Annotated in this window: 18 protein-coding genes; 3 read left to right on the forward strand and 15 right to left on the reverse strand. The window is 54.0% G+C overall.

All coding sequences use genetic code 11. The features are described 5' to 3' along the window. Nucleotides 1–16: 16 nt before the first annotated feature. Entirely contained in the window at nt 17–430 is a 414-nt protein-coding gene (locus tag LMS44_RS14225; protein WP_159176989.1) for an arsenate reductase ArsC, read from the reverse strand. A 151-nt stretch (nt 431–581) separates the two neighbouring features. Here LMS44_RS14225 and arsH point away from each other — a divergent pair, with 151 nt between their 5' ends. The 3 genes from arsH (at nt 582) to LMS44_RS14240 (ending at nt 2,781) form a co-directional block, all read left to right on the forward strand. Beyond that, a complete protein-coding gene (gene arsH / locus LMS44_RS14230) occupies nt 582–1,319 on the forward strand; it encodes an arsenical resistance protein ArsH (RefSeq protein ID WP_022522931.1) in 738 nt (245 codons plus the stop codon). Between the two features lie 13 nt (nt 1,320–1,332). Then, nucleotides 1,333–2,412, forward strand: coding sequence for an ACR3 family arsenite efflux transporter (arsB, locus tag LMS44_RS14235; RefSeq protein WP_159176991.1), 1,080 nt, complete (start codon nt 1,333–1,335; stop codon nt 2,410–2,412). Nucleotides 2,413–2,487: 75 nt separating this feature from the next. Then, nucleotides 2,488–2,781, forward strand: coding sequence for a CC/Se motif family (seleno)protein (locus LMS44_RS14240; RefSeq protein WP_022522929.1), 294 nt, complete (start codon nt 2,488–2,490; stop codon nt 2,779–2,781). Nucleotides 2,782–2,836: 55 nt separating this feature from the next. Here the strand turns inward: LMS44_RS14240 and LMS44_RS14245 are convergent, their stop codons facing one another. The 14 genes from LMS44_RS14245 to hrpA form a co-directional block, all read right to left on the reverse strand. Continuing rightward, nucleotides 2,837–3,988 (reverse strand): trans-sulfuration enzyme family protein, encoded by a 1,152-nt coding sequence (locus LMS44_RS14245; protein ID WP_022522928.1) that lies wholly within the window; start codon nt 3,986–3,988, stop codon nt 2,837–2,839. A 250-nt stretch (nt 3,989–4,238) separates the two neighbouring features. Then, nucleotides 4,239–5,405, reverse strand: coding sequence for an organoarsenical effux MFS transporter ArsJ (gene arsJ / locus LMS44_RS14250; RefSeq protein ID WP_022522927.1), 1,167 nt, complete (start codon nt 5,403–5,405; stop codon nt 4,239–4,241). A gap of 52 nt (nt 5,406–5,457) precedes the next feature. Further along, entirely contained in the window at nt 5,458–6,504 is a 1,047-nt protein-coding gene (locus LMS44_RS14255) for an ArsJ-associated glyceraldehyde-3-phosphate dehydrogenase (protein WP_159176992.1), read from the reverse strand. Between the two features lie 159 nt (nt 6,505–6,663). Further along, nucleotides 6,664–7,503 carry a phosphate ABC transporter ATP-binding protein PstB gene (gene pstB / locus LMS44_RS14260; RefSeq protein WP_009288023.1) on the reverse strand — a complete coding sequence of 280 codons (840 nt, stop codon included), beginning with the start codon at nt 7,501–7,503 and terminating at the stop codon, nt 6,664–6,666. 26 nt (nt 7,504–7,529) lie between these two features. Beyond that, the gene (gene pstA / locus LMS44_RS14265) at nt 7,530–8,696 is read right to left on the reverse strand and encodes a phosphate ABC transporter permease PstA (protein WP_009288022.1); all 1,167 of its coding nucleotides are present in this window, start codon (nt 8,694–8,696) and stop codon (nt 7,530–7,532) included. An 18-nt stretch (nt 8,697–8,714) separates the two neighbouring features. Then, nucleotides 8,715–9,965, reverse strand: a complete 1,251-nt coding sequence (gene pstC, locus LMS44_RS14270) for a phosphate ABC transporter permease subunit PstC (protein ID WP_009288021.1) — start codon at nt 9,963–9,965, stop codon at nt 8,715–8,717. Nucleotides 9,966–10,060: 95 nt separating this feature from the next. Beyond that, nucleotides 10,061–11,074: a PstS family phosphate ABC transporter substrate-binding protein gene (locus LMS44_RS14275; RefSeq protein WP_138800548.1), complete on the reverse strand. Its 1,014-nt coding sequence runs from the start codon at nt 11,072–11,074 to the stop codon at nt 10,061–10,063. Between the two features lie 130 nt (nt 11,075–11,204). Next, nucleotides 11,205–11,936 (reverse strand): sulfite exporter TauE/SafE family protein, encoded by a 732-nt coding sequence (locus LMS44_RS14280; RefSeq protein WP_051052139.1) that lies wholly within the window; start codon nt 11,934–11,936, stop codon nt 11,205–11,207. A 72-nt stretch (nt 11,937–12,008) separates the two neighbouring features. Next, entirely contained in the window at nt 12,009–13,196 is a 1,188-nt protein-coding gene (locus LMS44_RS14285) for a multidrug effflux MFS transporter (RefSeq protein ID WP_138800546.1), read from the reverse strand. A gap of 140 nt (nt 13,197–13,336) precedes the next feature. Continuing rightward, nucleotides 13,337–13,855, reverse strand: coding sequence for an STAS domain-containing protein (locus LMS44_RS14290; protein ID WP_022522924.1), 519 nt, complete (start codon nt 13,853–13,855; stop codon nt 13,337–13,339). After that, a complete protein-coding gene (locus LMS44_RS14295; RefSeq protein WP_027958456.1) occupies nt 13,845–15,038 on the reverse strand; it encodes a PP2C family protein-serine/threonine phosphatase in 1,194 nt (397 codons plus the stop codon). The genes LMS44_RS14290 and LMS44_RS14295 overlap by 11 nt, the downstream gene beginning before the upstream one ends. Before the next feature lie 8 nt (nt 15,039–15,046). After that, nucleotides 15,047–15,871 carry an MlaA family lipoprotein gene (locus tag LMS44_RS14300; RefSeq protein ID WP_035537982.1) on the reverse strand — a complete coding sequence of 275 codons (825 nt, stop codon included), beginning with the start codon at nt 15,869–15,871 and terminating at the stop codon, nt 15,047–15,049. Nucleotides 15,872–15,913: 42 nt separating this feature from the next. Next, nucleotides 15,914–17,035: a beta-ketoacyl-ACP synthase III gene (locus LMS44_RS14305; RefSeq protein ID WP_027958455.1), complete on the reverse strand. Its 1,122-nt coding sequence runs from the start codon at nt 17,033–17,035 to the stop codon at nt 15,914–15,916. Between the two features lie 127 nt (nt 17,036–17,162). After that, nucleotides 17,163–21,197: an ATP-dependent RNA helicase HrpA gene (gene hrpA / locus LMS44_RS14310; RefSeq protein WP_278371766.1), complete on the reverse strand. Its 4,035-nt coding sequence runs from the start codon at nt 21,195–21,197 to the stop codon at nt 17,163–17,165. Between the last annotated feature and the right edge of the window lie 54 nt (nt 21,198–21,251).

The following is a 21,251-nucleotide window of genomic DNA, read 5'->3' on the forward strand; positions in this document are numbered from 1 at the left end:
GCCCCTTTCAGTAAGGTTAATCAGATGTGTGGAGAGGCAGCCAGAGCTGTAGGCGCCGACGAATCTCTAATAATGCCTGCTCATAAGCATCTGACTTGCCGATCAAGCGAGGGTCACGAATATCCCAGGATAGAACTTCGCCCGCCTCCCCTTGCCAATCGCGGCAGGCTTGCTGGGATTTGTCGCACAGCACAATGACAAAATCGAAGGTCTTGCTTTCAAACTCATCCAACGACTTACTGCGCAGGCCCTCGGTGGGGAGCCCGTGTTTACGCAACGCTTCAAGTGTCAATGCATGGGGCTCATCCGGTTCAGAACCGGCACTAAACGCTTCAAAACGATCATCTGCCAAATGGCGAAGCAACGCCTCCCCCATCAGAGACCGTGCAGAGTTAGCATTGCAGAGGAACAACACGCGGCGCTTCGTCATAAATAAACAGCCTCTTATGTAGTTAGTGGCTGTCACTCTACGCCGGGTTCATGACGGCAATATTGCAGGCACACAGTTGCCCTAGAAATATACGAAAAAACATATATGATGGAATCATCAAGCTATTAAGACCCAATCCGAGTAAACCGCGATGACCTCACTGACTGATTTTTCCGACCTGAATGATCTGCCTAATATAGACGCTGAACTCTTTGAACCGCCCAGCAGCGAACGGCTGAGGATTCCACATAGCACTGAACACGCACCTAAAATATTGCTGCTATACGGCTCTCTGCGTGAGCGCTCTTTCAGCCGGTTAGCGGTTGAGGAAGCCGCACATTTACTCAATGCCATGGGCGCAGAAACAAGAATCTTTGACCCCAGGGGGCTGCCGTTACCGGATGCAGAAGATGCCAGCCACCCCAAAGTCGATGAGCTACGCCAATTGGCCCAATGGGCAGAAGGGATGGTGTGGTGCTCCCCCGAACGTCACGGCGCAATGACCGGCATTATGAAGGCGCAAATAGATTGGATCCCCCTTGCCCTGGGTGGCGTCCGCCCTACTCAGGGCAAAACCTTGGCAGTAATGCAGGTCTGCGGCGGTTCGCAGTCCTTCAATACGGTCAATCAGCTACGCATCTTGGGGCGTTGGATGCGTATGCTGACGATTCCCAATCAGTCCTCGATACCCAAAGCCTTTATGGAGTTTGATGATAAAGACCGGATGAAGCCTTCACCGTTTTATGACCGTATCGTGGATGTCATGGAAGAGCTGGTGAAATTCACTCTACTAGTGCGTGATCGCAGTGACGTGCTGACGGATCGTTATTCGGAGCGCAAAGAGAGCGCCGAAGAAGTCTCAAAGCGGGTTAATCAACGCGCCATCTAATCAGGAGCTTCACATGCCAGCACTGCAAGACAACGCCTCACCCTCTACCGCCGAAGGCATGGGAATTTTTGAGCGCTACCTCACGCTATGGGTAGCACTCGCCATTGTGGTAGGCATCTTAGTTGGGCAATTGATCCCAGCAGTACCGGAAACGCTGTCACGTTTTGAAGTGGCGCAGGTATCGATTCCGGTGGCGGTACTCATTTGGGCGATGATATTCCCCATGATGGCGCAAATTGACTTCACCTCGCTACTGGGTGTGCGTCGTCAGCCAAAAGGTTTGATCATCACTACATCAGTGAACTGGTTGATCAAACCTTTCACTATGTTCGCCATCTCCTGGCTATTTCTGATGGTGATCTTTCGACCGTTTATTCCCGCCGAGCTAGCCAGCCAGTATTTAGCCGGTGCAATTCTGCTTGGGGCTGCGCCGTGTACCGCCATGGTGTTTGTGTGGAGCTACCTAACCCGCGGCGATGCCGCCTACACTCTGGTACAAGTGGCGCTTAATGATCTAATTATGCTGTTCGCGTTTGCCCCTATCGTGGTCTTCCTACTGGGCATCTCCAATATTCAGGTGCCCTGGGACACGGTCGCCCTGTCAATCGTACTGTACATTGTGATTCCCCTGGCGGCGGGCTATATCACACGGCAAAGTTTGATTAAAAAGCGTGGCGCCGAGTGGTACGACAACGTGTTTATGAAGCGGGTTGGCCCTATCACCCCGATTGGCTTGATCATTACCCTAGTGCTGCTATTCGCCTTCCAGGGTGAGGTCATTCTCAATAATCCGCTGCATATCGTATTGATCGCGATACCGCTGATTATTCAAACGTTCCTGATCTTCTTTATCGCCTATGGCTGGGCTAAAACCTGGCGATTGCCACATAACATTGCCGCACCGGGGGCGATGATCGGCGCCAGCAACTTCTTTGAACTGGCGGTGGCAGCGGCTATCGCACTGTTTGGCTTACAGTCGGGCGCTGCGCTAGCCACTGTTGTCGGCGTATTGGTCGAAGTACCGCTGATGCTCGCGCTGGTAAGAATTGCAAACAAGACCCGCCATCATTTTCCGGCTACTGTTAATCATTAAATTTTGAGCTAGGTCACCAGGTCATCATGCCTGTAGCCATCCCAAGCATTGGGCTCAATAACGATTGGATAGGCCATGGGTAATGTGATTGATATAGATAGCAAAGCACTAGACTTTATCAAGCAGCGAGGCGGCATCCTTACCGTACGCCTTTCCCCAAGACATGGCTGCTGCGGTGGGCTTGCCAAGGTCGCCATTGCCGAGGCAAACCCACCCGCAGACTCTTCGCTTTACCAATGCCATCGCTACCAAAATATAACGCTGTTCATTGACCCGGCGCTTATAGGGCAAGGGTTAAGCTTAAACGTTGAGGGATGGTGGAAGCTTCGCCACCTGTATATGGAGGGTTCACCCTTGTTACAGCCTTAGCTAAGAAGACGGTAACAAGGGTTAATGGTACGCGCGGCTTTACGTACATGAGCATTTACGCGTGAGCGCTATCAATGGATTGCTGCAAATCGGCCAGCAGATCGTCGGCCTTTTCAATCCCGACCGACAAGCGCAGCAAATCCAGCGGAACTGGCGAGTCAGAACCTTCAATACTGGCACGGTGCTCAATCAAACTTTCTACACCGCCTAACGAAGTAGCCCGACACCAGAGCTGCGTTTTAGCGGCAACTGCAATAGCGGCTTTTTCTCCACCGGCTAAACGAATAGACAACATACCGCCGAAACCACTGCTCATTTGCTTTTGAGCCACGTCGTGGCCGGAAAAACTTTTTAAACCGGGGTATAACACCTCAATTACATGCGGATGCTGCTCCAGCTGTCCAGCAATATATAACGCACTTTGACAGCTTTCCCGCACCCGTAAAAACAAGGTTCGCATTCCACGTAGTAATTGAGCTGCATCAGTTGGGCCAGGAACTGCACCAGATTGGGCGCGAATGGCAACCAGACGCTGCCAGAAGGCGTTATCTTCCCGTGCAGCCAATACTCCGGAAATAACATCAGAGTGGCCGTTGAGGTATTTGGTGGCTGAATGCATCACGATATCAGCACCAAGGTTCAACGGTTTTGTTAGCAATGGTGTAGCAACAGTAGAGTCAACAGCAAGCAGGGCTCCGCAGTCTTTTGCTAAATCAGCTACTGCAGCAATATCGGTAACGGTCCAGAGCGGATTGCCAGGCGTTTCAAGCCAAATAAGTGTGGGTGCTTTTTCATCAATGGCAAGGCGTAATTCGTCCAGATTTGTAGTGTCCACAAAACGAACATTCAGCCCGCTATCGACACCAAAGGTCTGCAGCCATTTACGCAACGCCCAGTACATCACTTTAGGAGCGATGACTGAATCGCCGGGCTTTAACGCCTGAAAAACAGTTGTTGCCGCTGCCATACCCGAGGCGAATAAACGGGCATCAACCGCATTTTCCAGCTCTGCCAAGAGTATTTCTGCAGGTCGGTACGTTGGGTTGTCAGCTCTGGAATACACTCGACCGCTGCGATATTGATTATCGCTGTCTCGAAGGTAAGTCGTTGATGTATATACTGGCGGGATGATTACTCCATATTCGTGCTCAAGGTGACTACCGCCCTGAGCAAGGAGTGATTGAGACGAAAAAGGATGGTCTGTCATATAAATTCTCGCTTAAGTAAGCTCAATGCAAGATATATCACATATACCATAAACCAATCCAATTCATACAGCGTCGCCTTTATATAGACGCCTCGCCCTTACAGTCGAAGCACACGAATACACAGAAGCTCAAATCCCGCTCGCGGGCCATGGGCACCACAAGGATAGCGGTCAAGTAATAGCTGGAGGCCCAGGCAAGAGTTTGTGCACTGCCTAAAGTGAGCGTTAAACCGCCTAGGCGAAAAGCGAATCATGCGACTTGTTTAGGCAGTGCTAACGCCATCAATGCACTGGCAGCCACTAAGGCCGCTGACACCCACAAGCAGGCACTCAGCCCGGAAGCCATATACAGCCAGCCCGACAGTAGTGTGCCCACTAAACGCCCCATGGCATTGGCCATATAATAGAAACCGACATCCATGGAGACGCCGTCAGCGCGAGCATAGTGCACAATCAAATAGCTGTGCCAGCTGGAGTTAATTGCAAACAGCACCCCAAAGGCGAGTAGCCCGACCACTAACCAACCTACTTGTGCCAAGGGCAGCATCGCCAGCAAAATTGCCAACACCGCCAGTGCCGCCGCCCAGCCGGCGGTAAGTGCCCGCGCATCGCCTTTGATCAACCGGGTTAATTTGGGTGCCTGGGTTTGCACCCCGCCATAACCGATCACCCATACCGCTAACAGCCCACCCACTGTCCAGTGTGTCCAACCGTGTTGATCGTATAAAAACACCGGCAGTGCTACCACAAACCACACATCCCGTGCCGAAAATAGGCAAAAGCGCGCCGCGGAGAGCACGTTAATCGCACGTGATTTTGAGAAGATTTCGGAGAACTTGGGCTTTACTTTTTGGCGGCCTAAATCCGCCTTAAGCCTCAACAGTGAAAGCAGTAACACGCCGCCAAGCATTACCGCCATCACCAACACTGCGGCCTGGAAGCCAATCAACGTTAGCAGCAACCCGCCAACAAAAAAGCCTAGCCCCTTTAACGCGTTTTTAGAGCCGGTCAGCATCGCCACCCACCGGTAGAGTGAACTATTGGCGTTAGCACTCTCTTTTGGCACCAGCACTTTAACGGCGCTTTTAGCGCTCATTTTGTTGAGGTCTTTAGCGATCCCCGACAGCGCCTGAGCAGCCATCACCCAAGCAACTGTCAGCAGGCTAGCGGGCACCATCAGCATAGCAAGCGCAATAATTTGCAGCCCAAGCCCCACATTCATGGTGCGGTTGAGACCCAACCGCGCGCCCAACCAGCCACCTACCAGGTTAGTCACCACACCAAAAGCTTCGTAAAACAGAAACAGCATGGCGATTTCTAACGGCGAGTAACCCAGTTGATGGAAGTGCATGACCACCAGCATACGCAGCGCGCCGTCGGTTACCGTGAACGCCCAGTAGTTGCCGGTAATCAGCATATATTGGCGCACCTCGAAAGGTAGCGCCTTTACCCGCTTTAACAACGATAAATCAGCCACGGCCCACCTGCTCACCGCCTACCTGCCCACTACCTACCATCAGGGCCAACTCGGCCGTGCGGTTGGCGTAGCCCCACTCGTTGTCGTACCAGGCATAGAGTTTTAGCTGGGTGCCATTGATCACCATGGTGGAGAGCGCATCAATGATCGAGCTGCGCGGGTCGGTGCGGTAATCAATCGACACTAGCGGGCGCTCTTCATAGCCCAAAATACCGGCAAGCTCGCCATCAGCCGCGGCTTTTAGCGCCTGATTGATCTCTTCGACGGTCACTTCGCGCTCAAGCTCGAACACCATATCGGTAAGCGAAGCGTTAGCCAGCGGCACACGAATCGCGTGACCGTTTAGCTTGCCTTCCAGTTCGGGGAAAATAGCAGTGATGGCTTTGGCCGAGCCGGTGGTGGTGGGGATTAAGCTCATGCCGCAAGCCCGGGCGCGGCGCAGGTCTTTATGCGGGGCATCTAAAATGGTTTGAGTGTTGGTGATGTCGTGCACCGTGGTCATCGAGCCATGGCGGATACCAAAGGTTTCCTGAATGACTTTGACCACCGGTGCCAGGCAGTTGGTGGTGCAACTGGCAGCGGTAACGATCTTATGTTGAGCAGGATCGTAAAGGTGGTCGTTCACCCCCACCACCACATTAAGCACGTTCGCCTCTTTCATAGGCGCACTCACCACCACACGACCGACGCCTTGATCAATGTACGCCTGCAGTTTATCAGTGGTTTTCATTACGCCCGAGCACTCGATCACGATATCGCAGTTCGACCAATCGCTATCGGCAATTGCTTTATTAGCGCTAAAGACGACAGTTTTTCCATCGAGAACGATAGCGTCATCGGTTGCCAAGATACCCTTCCCTGGTGTCCAGCGCCCGTGAACTGAATCAAACTCCAGCAGGTGGGCAAAGGTTGCCGCATCGCCGCCCGGGTCGTTAATGCGTGTTATTGCTACCGCGCCAGCGTCTACCTGCCCCCACAAACTGCGCAATGCCAAACGCCCAATCCGCCCAAAGCCGTTAATGCCAATACGTAGTGCCATGAGTGCCTCCTAAGCTAACGGTTACACAATCTATTAAGAGAAAGCATAACGGCTATATACGTTAAAACATATATAACCACTTAAAAAAACGCCTACTAACAAACAGGCCCACCACCGTGTAGTAGGCCTGCGTAGTAAGTATTAATTAGCAAGCATTAATTAACCATAACGACCAGAGATATAGTCCTCGGTCTTCTTCTGTGCCGGGGTTGAGAACATCACTTTGGTGTCGTTGTACTCAATGATTTCCCCCAGGTGGAAGAACGCCGTGTAGTCCGCCACCCGCGCCGCCTGCTGCATATTATGCGTCACGGTAATGATGGTGAATTTCTCTTTCAGCTTGTCCATCAGGTCTTCGATGGTGGCGGTGGAAATAGGATCAAGCGCTGAGGTTGGCTCATCCATCAAAATCACATCAGGCTGAACCGCAATAGCGCGGGCAATACACAACCGCTGTTGCTGACCACCGGACAGAGAGGTGCCTGGCTCATGCAGCTTGTCTTTCACCTCGTTCCACAACCCAGCGTCACGCAGCGCTTTTTCAACCAATTCTTCCTGCTCGGCTTTACGGCTGACCAAGTCGTGCATGCGTGGTGCGTAAGCGATATTTTCAAAGATCGACTTAGGAAACGGATTAGGCTTTTGGAAAACCATGCCCACCCGGCGACGGAGCGCCACTTCATCCATTTTAGGTGCGTTAACGTCCAACCCGTCCATCTCGACCAGGCCTTCGGTGCGTACGCTAGGAATCAGGTCGTTCATACGATTCAAACAGCGTAAGAACGTCGACTTACCACACCCCGAAGGGCCAATCAGCGCCGTCACATTTTTCTGAAAAAGATCAATATTTAGATTCTTCAGCGCTTGGTTTTTGCCATACCACAGATTCAAATCGCGAACCCGGAAACTCAGGTCGTGGCACGCAGCTTCATTTCGTGTATAGGGTTGCCCAACCGCAGGTGTCTGCTGGCCGTTCATTACAGTTGCATGGCTATTCATAGAAATGTCCTCTATAACGCACTGGCCTACCAGCGACGCTCAAATTTCTTACGCATCACAACGGCAAAAGCGTTGAGTGAGATGAGTATGGTGAGTAGCACCAAAATACCGCCAGCAGTTTTTTCCACAAACGCCTGCTCAGGTTCACCAGCCCAGGTGAATATTTGCGCAGGCATCACTGTTGCCGCGTTGGTAAAGGAAACGCCCACATCGGGGATAAAGGCCACCATCCCTACAATAATCAGCGGCGCCGTTTCACCCATCGCTTGCGCCAGGCCGATAATAGAACCTGTCATAATACCCGGCATTGCTAAGGGTAGAACGTGATCCCGCACTACCTGCCAGCGTGAACAGCCCACCCCAAAGCCTGCGTGACGGATGGATTCAGGCACGCTACGCAGTGCGGTACGTGTCGAAATAATGATCACTGGCAGCGTCATCAATGCCAGCGTCATACCGCCCACTAATGGAGACGACCGCGGCACCCCGAAAAAGTTAATAAAGATCGCAAGACCCAGCAGACCAAATAGAATCGACGGGATCGCCGCTAGGTTATTGATGTTAATTTCAATAATCTGGGTTAAGCGGTTATCCGGCGCAAACTCTTCAAGATAAATAGCTGTCATCACGCCGATCGGGAAAGATATCGCCAGGGTGACGATCATGGTCATAATGGTGCCGACCACTGCCGATAAAATGCCCGCGTTCTCGGCAATTTTTGAATCACCCGAACCAAAGAAAGTGGTATTAAAGCGTAGATCCACCTGTCCAGATTCGACTCGGGCATCAAGGGCTTCCTGCTCCTCGTCACTCAAGCGATGCCGGTGTCCCTTCAAGTATTGATCGACATCACTATTTGCTAATACCCACTCCGCTTTACTGGTGCCGATCATGTCAGGATTGTTGCGCAACTCTAATGGAATTGTACGCACCGCCGTACGGCTAATTAACGGCAACAGCTCTTCATCAAACGCCCGCCGCCCATCGGTTTCGGCTTCTTGTGTGTAGCTAATCTCGGTTTGTATATAGGCCTGCTGGAAAGCGGGTAGACCTTTACTCAGCATATCGGCAAAAAACAGCACCAGAAAAAGGCCCGCGAGACCTAACGATCCCATGGTTATCCATTTAAGGCGGGTAGACTTTCGGTGACGCCGCTTAAGCTGCTGGCTGATTTCGTCAAAAGAGTGGCTCATCGAAACAGTTCCTCGGCGTTACAGGTTATTCACGCGGTATTTTTCACGGAAACGACGGATCATCAATACTGACACCAAGTTGAGTGCGAGTGTGATCACGAAGAGCACGAGTCCAAGGGCAAAAGCTGATAATGTTTCGGCACTTTCAAACTCTTGGTCGCCGGTGAGCGCCGCCACGATACGCACAGTCACCGTGGTCATATCTTCCAGCGGATTAGCGGTTAAATTAGGCCGCATACCCGCCGCCATAACCACGATCATGGTTTCACCCATGGCACGAGACATACCCAAGAGCGACGCTGAGATAATCCCCGGCATGGCAGCGGGCACTACCACATCACGAATCGTTTCCCCTTTGGTCATACCGAGTGCCAGCGACCCCTGGCGCATGCTATCGGGCACCGAATTGATCACATCATCAGATAGCGATGAGATAAACGGAATGATCATAATGCCCATCACAATGCCGGGTGCCAGCGCATTGTTATAAGACGCATCGAGCCCCAGAAAACCGGCAATATTGACAATGATCGGCGCCACGGTGATGGCGGCAAAAAAGCCATAAACGACGGTAGGAATACCTGCCAATACTTCTAACACCGGCTTGGCGACGGTACGCACTTTGCGCGGTGCAAATTCAGACATATAAATCGCTGAAAGCAAACCGATAGGCACCGCCACCAGCATAGCGATGGCGGTAATCATAAAGGTGCCAGCAAACAGCGGTACCGAGCCAAACTCAGCGCCGCTACCATCACCGCGACCCGCGGATGCTAAAAAGCTCGCGCCTGGATTCCAAGTGGTGCCGGTGATGAACTCCCAGAAGCTGTGCATTTGGAAAAAGCGCAGCGCCTCGGAAATAATCGAAATTAAAATACCAAAGGTCGTCAAAATGGAGATTAACGCTGCCCCAGCCAGGGTCATGCGAATGACCCGCTCAATGGCTTGACGGGCATGAAAATCGGGTTTTACTTGATTAAGACTCACCAGTAGCCCGATGGCTGCTATCACTAAGCTCGCCGCCAGCAGATAAAGCGTAGGAATGTCGGCGCCCATTAGAAGCAAAACGAAAGCGCCCAAGGCACTCACTACCACGGCTGGCCCGGCGGTGGAGAGTACTGTAAACCAAGCGTATTGGTCAGGCTGGGCGAACATCGCCGTACCCGCGCTACGTAACCGAGTGGCTTTTGAACGGCCAGCAAAAAAAGCCAGCAGCCCCAGCAGCAATAATGCACTGCAAAAAATCAGAAGAAGCTGGTTGGTCTGCATCGCATCTCTCTCACGTGGTCACCGGTTAAGAAACCTATCAACAATAACGGGTCGGCAGCTTGCGCTGCCGACCACTTTTAATCTGACCTACCAACTTACTTAAGAACGTCTGCTGTCATTGAAGTGCGATCTGCAACAGCCTGGCGCCACTCTTCGCGCTCTCCTTCTGGCAGAACGATCAAGCCGATATCACGCAAGTAGCCATCATCGCCAATCATCATTTCGCTCATAAACATATCGACGTAATCGTACATCGGCGGGACGTCTTCAGCGTGCTGGTTCTTCACGTAGAACCACAGTGAACGCGCGATAGGATAGTCACCGGAGCTGATCGCCTCAGCCTCAGGATCGACGCCATCAATGCTGGCGGCGCTGATCGTGTCAGTATTCTCTTCAAGGAAAGAGTAGCCGAAGATACCAAAGGCACCGGTGTCTTCTGAAAGGCGCTGAACGATCAGGTTGTCGTTTTCACCGGCATCGATGTAAACACCGTCAGAACGAATATCGGTGTAGCCTTCATCGCCGTAAACATCCATACCCTCAGACGCAGATTCCATTACCAGCTCTTCAAAAGCATCGCGGGTACCCGAAGTTGTCGGCGGCCCATAAATGGAGATTTCACGGTCTGGCAGCGAAGAATCGATCTCGCTCCAGTTGGTGTAGGGGTTTTCAACTAACTCGCCATCAACCGGCACCATGGCAGCTACCGCCATGAAGATCTGTTCGCGGGTTAAAGCAATGTCATCGTTTTCGCTTGATTGACCCAATACGATGCCGTCAGAACCGATTTTAGCCTCGGTGATATCGGTAACGCCGTTCTCTTCACAACGCTCAAACTCAGACACTTTCATGCGACGAGAAGCGTTAGTAATGTCGGGTGTGCCTTCACCAACACCATTACAGAACAGACGCAAACCGCCGCCCGAACCAGTCGATTCAATAACAGGCGTCGGGTTACCAGTAGTCGCACCGAACTCTTCCGTTACGTAGCTGGCAAACGGGTAAACGGTACTGGAACCAACGATTCGGATTTGATCACGGGCTTGAGCAACACCGGCAACGCTCATTACAGCAGCCGCGATAACGGTGGTTTTGAGAATACGGTTCATGCGAAATACTCCTGTTCATGTAGGGATCTGGCCTTCGCAAGGCATACCTTGCACTGGTTCCATGACAACTTCATGACAGCGAGCAAAACGTAGAAAATTTTTCGTTACATAGAGGCAACCCGACCTTACATCACCACAAAAGTCCTAGCGCCGCGAGGGTGCATAACGCCAGCGAGGCACCTTGCAGCATGCGTCGGTCTAAACGGTGGGCTACGGTATCTGCCAAGGCGTTACCTATTAATACTGCAGGTAGGAAGGTAAGCGCGACCTGGAAATGCCAAAGCTGAATCTGGTCAGCCAAGGCAAGGGTGATTAAGGTCAATAGAGAGGTCAAAATGAAAAAGGCGGCTAGATTGCCGCGCACACGATCAGTGGGTAAGCCGTGCATCAGCAGCACGATGGGTGGGCCACCAATAGCCGCAACGGTGCCAAAAATGCCAGAGAGCACCCCAGCGCCAAACAGCGTTATTCGGTTTACCGGCAACTGAAAGCGGCACAAGGTGACGAGTACCGCAAACAGGACGATGACCGCAATCAGCTTTTCTAACACAAACATGGGGGCGGCGAGTAGCAGCCAAATACCCAGCGCATTGCCGGGAAGGCGCCCCACTAGCGCCATGCCAATGGAATCCAGGCGCACCTCGTGCCAGTAATGACGCACCATCATCAGGGAGACGGTAAATCCGAACAGTACCAGAGTGACCGGCACCAGACGAGGCTCTAGCATCAACAGTAGCGGTGCGCCAATAATGGCCAAACCAAAGCCGGTAGCGCGCTGCACAAAAGCACCCATTAACAGTACGGCGGAGCAAGCTAACCAAGTGCTCATCGGCATATTGACCCAAGCCAGCATGCTATCCATTCAACTTACCCATTCAAACTATCCATATGCTCTATCCATACGCCCTGTCCACACGCCCTATCTATTTGAAAACTATTCATCCGCAGCAGGTGCTTTAGTCAGTTTGCGCACACCGATATTGCCTAGCAACGCAGCGCCCAGCATGGTGAGTACCATGGGCCAAAGATGCTCTACCTCGAACAGCCCTACCATCACTCCCGCGAGGGCGCCGCAGGTAAACTGGATCCCGCCCAGCAGCGCCGTTGCCGTGGCGCTGATATGGCCAAAATGATCCAGTAACGACGAGATCGCGTTGGGCGTGATCAGCCCGATCATTCCGGTAAACAGCATAATCAACGGCACCACGATCACTAGCGACGCGATGTCCAGGGCGGTCACCGCTACCAACCCAAGCGCGGCCACCAGCTGTATAAGCAACCCTAAACGCAAATTCTGCTGAGGAGTTCGCTTGCGGAGCAGATGAATATTGACCCGATTAGAGAGCGCAATAACGACAACGTTGACCCCAAACACTAGCGGATAAGTGCCGGGCGAGAGGCCAAAATAGTCGAGATAGAGAAACGGCGAAGCGGTCACGAAGGCAAACAGGCCCGCAAAGGAAGCCGCTACCGCACAGATATAGCCCATGCCTTCACGATGCTTAAGCACGCTGGCGTAGTTGCGTATTACTTGCCGTGGTGAAGCTGCAGGCAGCGACATATCGCGGGTTTCAGGTAACCGCGTTCCTAGCAGCCAGAGCAAAAAGCCTGCGTAAACGGCTAAGAACACAAAAATCAGCCACCAGCCAGCCACGTGCAGTAGCAAGCTGCCCACTGCAGGTGCCACCAGCGGCGCCAGCATCATAATCATCGCCATGGTGGACATCACTTTGGCGGCCTCGCGCCCGCTAAAGCAGTCGCGCACAATCGCCGCCGAATTGACCACGCAGGCCCCGCCTCCCAACGCTTGAATAAACCGCCAAGCCAGCAGCGTGGGCAAACTGTCCGCCATCGTAATAGCAAGACTTGCCAGCATAAACACCACCAGTCCGCCCAGCAGCACAGGCTTTCTACCCATCCGATCCGAAAGCGGCCCAAAGCATAGCTGGCCCAATGCAAAGCCGAACAGGAATACGCTGATGGAGAGTTCAGTACGGTGAATACTGGCGCCGATGCTTTCAGCAATGATACCCATGGCAGGCAAATAAGCGTCGATAGCAAAGGGCGCCAGCGCCGTATTGGCAGCAACCAACAGTGCTACCCGGCGAGGATTAAGATCCATGGGTCTCCTTAAGGCGATAATGTACGCACTGAAATAGATAGGCCGCTAATCATAGCTGATTTTAAGGCCTTTGTCGGGATTGGAGACTATCGGTAGATAGCCCTTGGAAGAGGCCAGGGGCTTATCAAGGAGAGGGGAGCTTAGTGATGTGTAGTGGCGTCTTGCGACTCAAGCATGTCAACCAGTGGCTGAAACTGCTCACGGTTATGCTCGTTCATATGCATTAAAATACGGTGGGCTTCCAGGATACGATCGCGCAGTCCCTCTTCGTCTGCCGGCTCTTGGGGCAGCTCTTCAAGCTCATTGTTGAGCGTACTCGTCTGTTGTAGCGGCGCTTCCATCAGCGTGAAGAAACGCGCAAAGCCCATCACGTCCAACATCTGCCGTACATCAGGATTATCGACAATAATCGTCGGCGGCTGCTCCAGGCGCCCTTTCACCGCCATCGCGACCTTGGCCAAAAAACCAAGCGCCGTCGAATCGACATTGGTGGCTTCACGCAGGTCAATCAATACGGCACGCAACCCCGGCGTCTCGGCAAGACGCTGGGCTTGAGTATCCAGCGTGGCGCAGAGCGTCAAACGCACATCACCACACAGTTTTAGAATAAAAACACCAGAATCGAACGCCGCTTTAATGCGGCCCTCTTCAATCAGCATGACCAAATCCGCTCACCATCATGATTGTTAGATCATCGGGTAAAGCATCGCGCTCTTGGTTGGCATCAAACTCTGCATCCCCTTCGGCAAGGAGTGCATTCGTTTCTGCTAGCCGGTCGCGCAACTGCTCAAGCGTTACACTCTCGCTTACTAATTGCTCAAGCTCCTTGAGCCGCGTGTCGAGCGTTTTACCCGGCAAGCATTCCAATACTCCATCTGAGCAGAGCCATAGACGAAATTTATTCGGCAATGCACAACTCAGCGAAGGATACTCCACATCGGGGAAAAGGCCTACCGGCATTCCCTCGCCTTCTAAACGGCGTAGCTCTCCTTCTGCTGCCAACAGGGGCATGGGAAGCTGCGCGCCGAGCGAATAGTGAAGAGTATGCGCCTCGTGGTCAATAACACCGACAAATAAGGTGGCATGTTTACCAATATCGGTGCCCTGCAGCTCGCGGTTCATCGCCTTTAACCAATCAGGCGGCAGATTTTCCGGATGCTGGCCATCCCACTCACTCAGCCAGCGGTTGCATAAATATTTGAGCAGCACGGTAACAAATGCCGACGAGGCACCATGCCCCGATACATCGGCGAAATAGAAGGCACTGTAGCGCTCGTTATAGCGTTGGTAATCGAGAAAATCACCAGACAAATAGAGCGAAGGAGCAAATACGTAGTCGTAATACACCCCGTTAATCACCTTGGGCCGCAGCGGTAACAAACGCCGCTGGATATGCCCTCCACTCTGCTGATCCATCCGCAGCAGCGCGAGATGGGTCTCTAGGCTCTCGTTTAACTCCGCCAGCCGCGCATGGTCACGCTCGCGCTCCAGCGCCAAATCGTTGAGCTTAATGGCCTTACGGATCATTCGTCGCAACAGCTCGGCGTGTCGCAGCGGATGGACAATATAGTCCACCAGCCCCACATCAATCGCTTTGATCAAGTCGGCGTCCTGACGCGAGTCACTGACTACCAGTGTCGGTAGGCGTCGCGTTAGGTGTGTCCATTGCTGCCGCGGAACTGCCCGAGCATGGGCAACAATGAGCGCCGTGTCAGCAGGCAAATGCGCGATATCCTCAGCGGCAAACACCCACATGCCATCGCAGGTAATCGCTTCAGCCAGCGCATCACGTTCACGACCAGGTTCGTCGATCACCGCGATCAACTGCTTAGAATGATCCATCATAAGCCTCAATCGGTGACTTCGTTGTCACCAAAGTCACTATCATCCTGACCGCTGTCATCAAAATCGCTGTCATCAAAGTCGAAGGTTTCGCTGGCAAAGGGGTCATCACCCAATTCTCCATCGCTCACCTCAAATTGGCGGTTCTGCAAGTAAGCGTCACGAATAAAACGGTAGCGATCACCACGAATTAATTCTTCCTGGTCAAGCAAACCCGCTCGAATATCGATCGCTTTGAGTGCGGTAAGGCCTACTCGAACAATATCGTCTTCTGCATAATTAACGGGGTTCGTTGCCATGTTCGCGGGCATACCGGTGGTATCCCGCAGCGTGCTGGGGCCAAAGAAAGGCAGCACCAGATAACGCGAATCTTCCCACCCCCACACCGCTAACGTTTGGCCAAAATCTTCTTCATCCGCAGTAATTTCCATTAGGGTGGCATAATCTAACAGTCCGCCAATGCCTACCGTGGAGTTAATTAAAAAACGTGACGTGGCGAGGCCCGCGTTTGACGGTTTGCCCTGCAGCACGCTGTTAAGCGCAGTACGCACTTCACCTAAGTTGGAGAAAAAATTACCTACGCCCGTTTCTACCGGGTCGGGGGTAATAGCACGATAGCCTGTTGCCACCGGCTTGAGCGCGTAGCGATCCAACACATCGTTAAACGCAAACACTTTGCGGTTAAAGCCTTCCCAAGGGTCTTCGGGAGCAGTATTTTCCGCCATTTGCGTACTGGCACAGCCTCCGGTTGCGAGTAACGTCACCAGTAGTAGTGGCAACCCTTTGCTACGCAGCGAAAGCGCAGGCTGCGCGTTATTAAACCACTGCCACATGACATTTTCCTTTTTCAATTCCCTTGCACCTTATACAGACATCTACAAACGACGAATAACCACACTGCCCGCGCTATAACCTGCTCCAAAGGAGCAAATCACGCCAATATCGCCCTCCACAAGCGCCTCGCGATGGAGGTGAAAGGCGATGATAGAACCCGCTGAACTGGTGTTGGCGTAACGATCCAAAATAATCGGCGCCTGTGTTTCACTCGGGTCATAGCCCAATACTTTGCGGGCAATCAAATCGTTCATATGCCGGTTAGCCTGGTGTAGCCACATGCGCTTCAGATCGCCACCGGCCAACTCTAAGGAGGCCAAATGATCGGTGATCAATTTAGCCACCATCGGGCAAACTTCTCTAAACACCCGACGCCCTTCCTGCACAAACAGCTTATCCAAGGCGAGTGGGTCACTGTCCGTTACGCGGTTAAGGAACCCTGCATTATTACGGATCGCGTTGGAAAACTGGGTAACCAGACGCGTGCCAAGAATTTCAAACTGCTCATCGGCCACCGCAATAGCGCTATTTTCTAGTACCACAGCGGTACAAGCATCGCCGAAAATGAAGTGGCTGTCACGGTCTCGAAAGTTGAGGTGCGCCGAGCAAATTTCCGGATTGACCACCAGGGCACGCTTCACACTGCCGGAGGCTATGGCGTTGGCAGCCGTTTCCAAAGCAAACGTCGCTGAACTACAGGCCACATTCATATCGAACCCGTAGCCACTTGTGCCCAAGGCCTGCTGCACCTCGACCGCCATAGCGGGGTAGGCACGCTCCAGGTTTGAGCAGGCCACGATCACCAGCTCGATGTCAGCAGCTTCTACCTTGGCAGCGGCCAGCGCCTGCCGCGCGGCAGCGGTCGCCATCTCGCACTGAATAGAGGGTTCGTCATTGCCCCGCTGCGGAAGTTTAGGCCGCATACGCTGTGGGTCAAGGATCCCAGCTGCATCGAGCACATAGCGGCTCTTAATACCGGAGGCTTTTTCGATAAATTCGCTGCTTGAATGTGCCAGCGGTTCGCGCTCGCCGCGCGCAATGGCTCCGGCATGCTGTTCATTCTCGCTGTCTACCCAAGCATTAAATGCCGCCACCAGGGCCGCATTATCAATGGCGTGTTCCGGTGTATAGAGACCTGTACCGGTAATCACCACATGTGTCATGCCAATCTCCTCTAAGCGGCTTGCCGACGTGACCGGCCATCAATGTAGCGTGCGACTTACGGCGAACCCATCACGTTACTGTGTGCGTAAAATAGCGGTTTTTCCAGCAACTTTTTTCAACCCCTAGCTAAACGCTAGTGATCTCTTGCCAGCGTTTTTCCAATCGTTTTACCGACACCACCATGTTAGTCCCCAACTGCTGTGCAAATAGCGATACTCTAAGCTCCTGCAGCCACCAGCCAAAAGCGACCAATTCAGGATCTTCCACCCTTCCGCGTCGCTCGCTTTCGCGGCGGGCATCAAAGCGGGCCTCTAATGCCTGGACATCTTGCATCATCATTTGATCGCGACCGCGCTCACGGGCGGCTTTTTCAAGCCGAATGAGCGCCGCCTCGGTGTAGCGCGGGTATTCGTCCAGCCAAGCGCCCGCATCGCGAATAAAGCCTGGATAGACCAGACGCTGCATCTGCGCGCTAACATCGCTATACACCAGCGCCAGAGCAAAATTAAGCTTCCCTTTGAGCACCTTACTGACCGCCAGATGCCCTTTTAGCGCGGCCTCTACGCGTACCAGCAGTGCTTTCGCTTCGTCTACAAGCTGACCCTGAGTAGCGTTTAGTCGCTGGCTAAACTCGCCTTCCGAGCGCGGCAGGGGGTGCTGAGCAATCACCTGGGTAAACACCGCAAGCAGCAGATCGTCGATCAAAGCTTGTTTACTACCCACTTTGGCGAACAGTAGCGCGCACTTCTCAACACCCGGCAGTTGTTTAATCGCTTTAACCTGTTCAGGTAGCTTGGCAATTGCCAGCCGAGCGATGCCCTCCTGGTGGGCAGCGTCAGCTTTTGCAGGGTGATCAAACAACGCCACCTTGAACTCGCTGGCGTCAAGACCGCTGGTTTTCGCAATCCTGCTTTCAGCGACCAGGGCAGGATACGCCTCTACGCGAATACCTGCCTGGGTGGTAACGCGCGAAGCGGGCAGCGGCGTCTTGGGTAGCCCGGCCACAGCGGGCTCTTGGCTAACCTGTTCAGCCAGTGCCTGGGCGCCTGCGCTGGCTGCCGCTTCAAAGCGCTGCTCTAAAGCACGCAGATCGCGCCCCTGCCCTAAGGTTTCGCCCGCGTGATCGACCACGCGAATATTCATGATCAGATGCGGTTCGAGCACGTCGAGGCGCCAGTCGTCGGGATGCACCCGCGTCGATGTACGGCGGCGAATGAACTCCCCCAAGGCCTCGGTTAACGGGCGCTGATCGGGCACCAGGGTTTCCAGCGCCGCATCCACCCAATCAGGAATCGGCACCACCTGGCGGCGGATGCTTTTCGGCAGTGACTTCAGAAGCGCAATACACTTTTCACGCAGCAGCCCAGGTACCAACCACTCCAGAGCATGCACCGGCACCTGGGGCAACATTGCAGCGGGAACGGTCAGGGTAACACCGTCATCCTCGGCTTCGGGGTCAAAGTGGTAGCTTACCGGATACGCGACGCCCGCCAGAATCAAATGATCAGGATACTGCGCCTGGGTAACGTCCTCCGCGTCGCGCGCTTTAAGTGAATCAATATCGAAATGCAGTAATTGTGGCTCTTGCTGCTCGGCCTGCTTGCGCCAGTGCTCAAAGCCCTTGCCGTTGACTATCTCCGCCGGGATCCGCTGGTCGTAAAAGTCATAGAGCGTGTCTTCATCGACCAGAATATCTCGCCGCCGAGCGCGATCTTCCAGCGCTTCGACTTCGTCGATCAACGCGCGGTTATGAGCAAAGAAGGCACCTTTGGTGTGAAATTCCCCTTCCACCAGCGCACGGCGAATAAACAGCTCCCGGGACTCCTGGGGCGCGATTGGCCCGTAATGTACCTTGCGCCGCGCCACAATCGGCAGACCAAACAGCGTGACCTGTTCAAAGGCCACTACCTGGGCGCGCTTCATTTCCCAATGCGGTTCGCTGTAGCTGCGTTTAACCAGGTGCTGCGCCTGGGGTTCAATCCACTGGGGATCGATTTTGGCCACGGTGCGGGCAAACAGCTTGGAGGTTTCCACCATCTCGAACGCCATGATCCACTTGGGCGACTTCTTGGCCAACCCTGAGCCTGGATGAATCATAAACTTGCGATTGCGGGCGCCGAGATACTCGCGGTTCTCCACCAACGTCCCCAGATTAGAGAGCAGCCCCGAGAGTAGCGCCTGATGCACCTTGCCCGACGTTTTACGCCGCGTTTGACGCGCCTGTTCTTCGCTCTCGTCTTCATTACGGGGCGGCGGCGCGGGCACGTCGATATCCATATCGCGCAGCAGTTGGCGCAGTTGGCGGAAGGTGTCGTGCCATTCGCGCATGCGCAGGTAGTTGATGTAGTGCTCGCGGCACCAGCGGCGCAGCTGATTACCTGAAAGCGCCTCACGGGCATTCTCAATGCCGTGCCAAAGGTTCAGCAAGGCGACAAAATCGGAATCCGGATCATGCCAGCGCTGGTGAGCTTGGTCGGCCGCCTGGCGCTTATCCGTCGGTCGGTCGCGGGGGTCTTGGATGGCTAGCGCCGAGACGACGATCAGCACATCGCGAAGGCTGCCGAATTCGGCACCCGCCAACACCATTCGCGCCAAGCGCGGGTCAATCGGCAGCCGCGCCAGCTTACGCCCAAGCGGAGAAAGGCGCTGCTTGTCGTCCACCGCCCCCAGCTCGAACAGCAGTCGAAAGCCGTCTTTAACAAAGCGGCTATCCGGTGGATCAACAAACGGAAAGGCCTCGATATCGCCGAGCTTGAGCCCCAGCATCGAGAGAATCACCGAGGCAAGGTTGGTGCGCTGGATTTCCGGGTCGGTAAAGCCGGGCCGGGATAGGAAATCCTCTTCGCTGTAGAGGCGAATGCACACGCCTTCGGCAATCCGCCCACAGCGCCCTTTACGCTGGTTGGCGCTGGCCTGGCTAACCGCTTCTACCGGCAGTCGCTGGATCTTGGAACGGTAGCTATAGCGGCTTATACGTACGAGGCCAGGGTCGATCACGTAGCGAATCCCAGGCACGGTCAGCGACGTTTCCGCGACGTTGGTGGCGAGTACAATGCGCCTGCCACGGTGCGGCGCAAACACGCGGTTCTGCTCTTCGTTGGAGAGCCTCGCGTAGAGCGGCAGAATTTCAGTGCCTTTCAGCTCGGCGCGGCGCAGGGTATCGGCGGTTTCACGAATTTCGCGCTCACCAGGTAAAAACACCAGCACATCGCGAGGGCCATGCAACCAGCCTTTTTCACGCTCAACGGCTTCAATCTCTTCCACCGCGTGCAGAATGCCCTCTTGCAGCGTGCGGTCTTCTTCATCGTCCTCATCGCGCACCAGCGGCCGGTAGTGTACTTCAACGGGGTAGGTGCGCCCGGTTACTTCCACCACCGGTGCAGGCGTCTTGGCGGTGCCGAAGTGTTTGGCAAAGCGCTCCACGTCGATAGTCGCCGAGGTAATGATGACTTTTAGATCGGGCCGCTTGGGGAGCAAACGTTTGAGGTAGCCGAGTAGAAAGTCGATATTCAGGCTGCGCTCGTGGGCTTCATCAATAATGATGGTGTCGTAACGCAGCAGCAGCGGATCATGCTGGGTCTCGGCCAGCAAAATCCCGTCGGTCATCAGTTTGACCAGGGTCGTCGGGCTGCTCTGGTCGGTGAAGCGCACCTGATAGCCCACCTGCTCGCCCAGAGAGACTTCCAGCTCTTCCGCCAGGCGACTGGCGACACTGCGGGCAGCCAAGCGACGCGGTTGGGTGTGGCCAATTAAGCCACGGCGGCCTCGGCCCAGTTCCAAACACATTTTAGGCAGCTGGGTGGTTTTGCCTGAGCCGGTCTCCCCCGCCACCACCACGACCTGATGATCGCGGATGGCGTTGACAATATCCTCCCGGCGTTCGACCACCGGCAATTCTGGCGGGTAATTGAAGGCGACCTTTTGGCTTTCGCGCTGACTGAGCTGCTGCTGGGCACGACCAAGCTCGCGCTGCACCTCGTCCAAGCCACGGCTAATCGGTTTGCTATCACGTAGGCGACGGTTTAAACCAGCCAGCCGGCGCTCCAGCCGCTCTGCATCGCGCAGCATCACATCGCCCGCGGCCTGTTTCAGCGACGCAAGACGTTGACTATCGGTGGGGGCTGGGGATGTGTCGGTGGTCACGATTGAGTCGGCTTCCATTCGCTTGGGCATTTAACAAGAGATATTAATAACAGATATAAAAAATCAACCCGC

Source organism: Halomonas profundus (assembly GCF_020865425.1).
GTDB classification, from domain to species: Bacteria; Pseudomonadota; Gammaproteobacteria; order Pseudomonadales; family Halomonadaceae; genus Vreelandella; species Vreelandella titanicae.

Excerpts from the sequence above, each read along its gene's own strand:
- arsJ (WP_022522927.1), bottom strand. The coding sequence starts at position 5,405 with ATGCTGATTACCGGCAACTACTGGGCGTTCACGGTAACCGACGGCGCG.
- LMS44_RS14275 (WP_138800548.1), bottom strand. The coding sequence starts at position 11,074 with ATGAACCGTATTCTCAAAACCACCGTTATCGCGGCTGCTGTAATGAGC.
- LMS44_RS14280 (WP_051052139.1), bottom strand. The coding sequence starts at position 11,936 with ATGGATAGCATGCTGGCTTGGGTCAATATGCCGATGAGCACTTGGTTA.
- hrpA (WP_278371766.1), bottom strand. The coding sequence starts at position 21,197 with ATGGAAGCCGACTCAATCGTGACCACCGACACATCCCCAGCCCCCACC.
- pstC (WP_009288021.1), bottom strand. The coding sequence starts at position 9,965 with ATGCAGACCAACCAGCTTCTTCTGATTTTTTGCAGTGCATTATTGCTG.
- arsH (WP_022522931.1), top strand. The coding sequence starts at position 582 with ATGACCTCACTGACTGATTTTTCCGACCTGAATGATCTGCCTAATATA.
- LMS44_RS14305 (WP_027958455.1), bottom strand. The coding sequence starts at position 17,035 with ATGACACATGTGGTGATTACCGGTACAGGTCTCTATACACCGGAACAC.
- LMS44_RS14245 (WP_022522928.1), bottom strand. The coding sequence starts at position 3,988 with ATGACAGACCATCCTTTTTCGTCTCAATCACTCCTTGCTCAGGGCGGT.
- LMS44_RS14225 (WP_159176989.1), bottom strand. The coding sequence starts at position 430 with ATGACGAAGCGCCGCGTGTTGTTCCTCTGCAATGCTAACTCTGCACGG.
- LMS44_RS14255 (WP_159176992.1), bottom strand. The coding sequence starts at position 6,504 with ATGGCACTACGTATTGGCATTAACGGCTTTGGGCGGATTGGGCGTTTG.
- LMS44_RS14295 (WP_027958456.1), bottom strand. The coding sequence starts at position 15,038 with ATGGATCATTCTAAGCAGTTGATCGCGGTGATCGACGAACCTGGTCGT.
- LMS44_RS14285 (WP_138800546.1), bottom strand. The coding sequence starts at position 13,196 with ATGGATCTTAATCCTCGCCGGGTAGCACTGTTGGTTGCTGCCAATACG.
- pstA (WP_009288022.1), bottom strand. The coding sequence starts at position 8,696 with ATGAGCCACTCTTTTGACGAAATCAGCCAGCAGCTTAAGCGGCGTCAC.
- pstB (WP_009288023.1), bottom strand. The coding sequence starts at position 7,503 with ATGAATAGCCATGCAACTGTAATGAACGGCCAGCAGACACCTGCGGTT.
- LMS44_RS14290 (WP_022522924.1), bottom strand. The coding sequence starts at position 13,855 with ATGCTGATTGAAGAGGGCCGCATTAAAGCGGCGTTCGATTCTGGTGTT.
- LMS44_RS14240 (WP_022522929.1), top strand. The coding sequence starts at position 2,488 with ATGGGTAATGTGATTGATATAGATAGCAAAGCACTAGACTTTATCAAG.
- LMS44_RS14300 (WP_035537982.1), bottom strand. The coding sequence starts at position 15,871 with ATGTGGCAGTGGTTTAATAACGCGCAGCCTGCGCTTTCGCTGCGTAGC.
- arsB (WP_159176991.1), top strand. The coding sequence starts at position 1,333 with ATGCCAGCACTGCAAGACAACGCCTCACCCTCTACCGCCGAAGGCATG.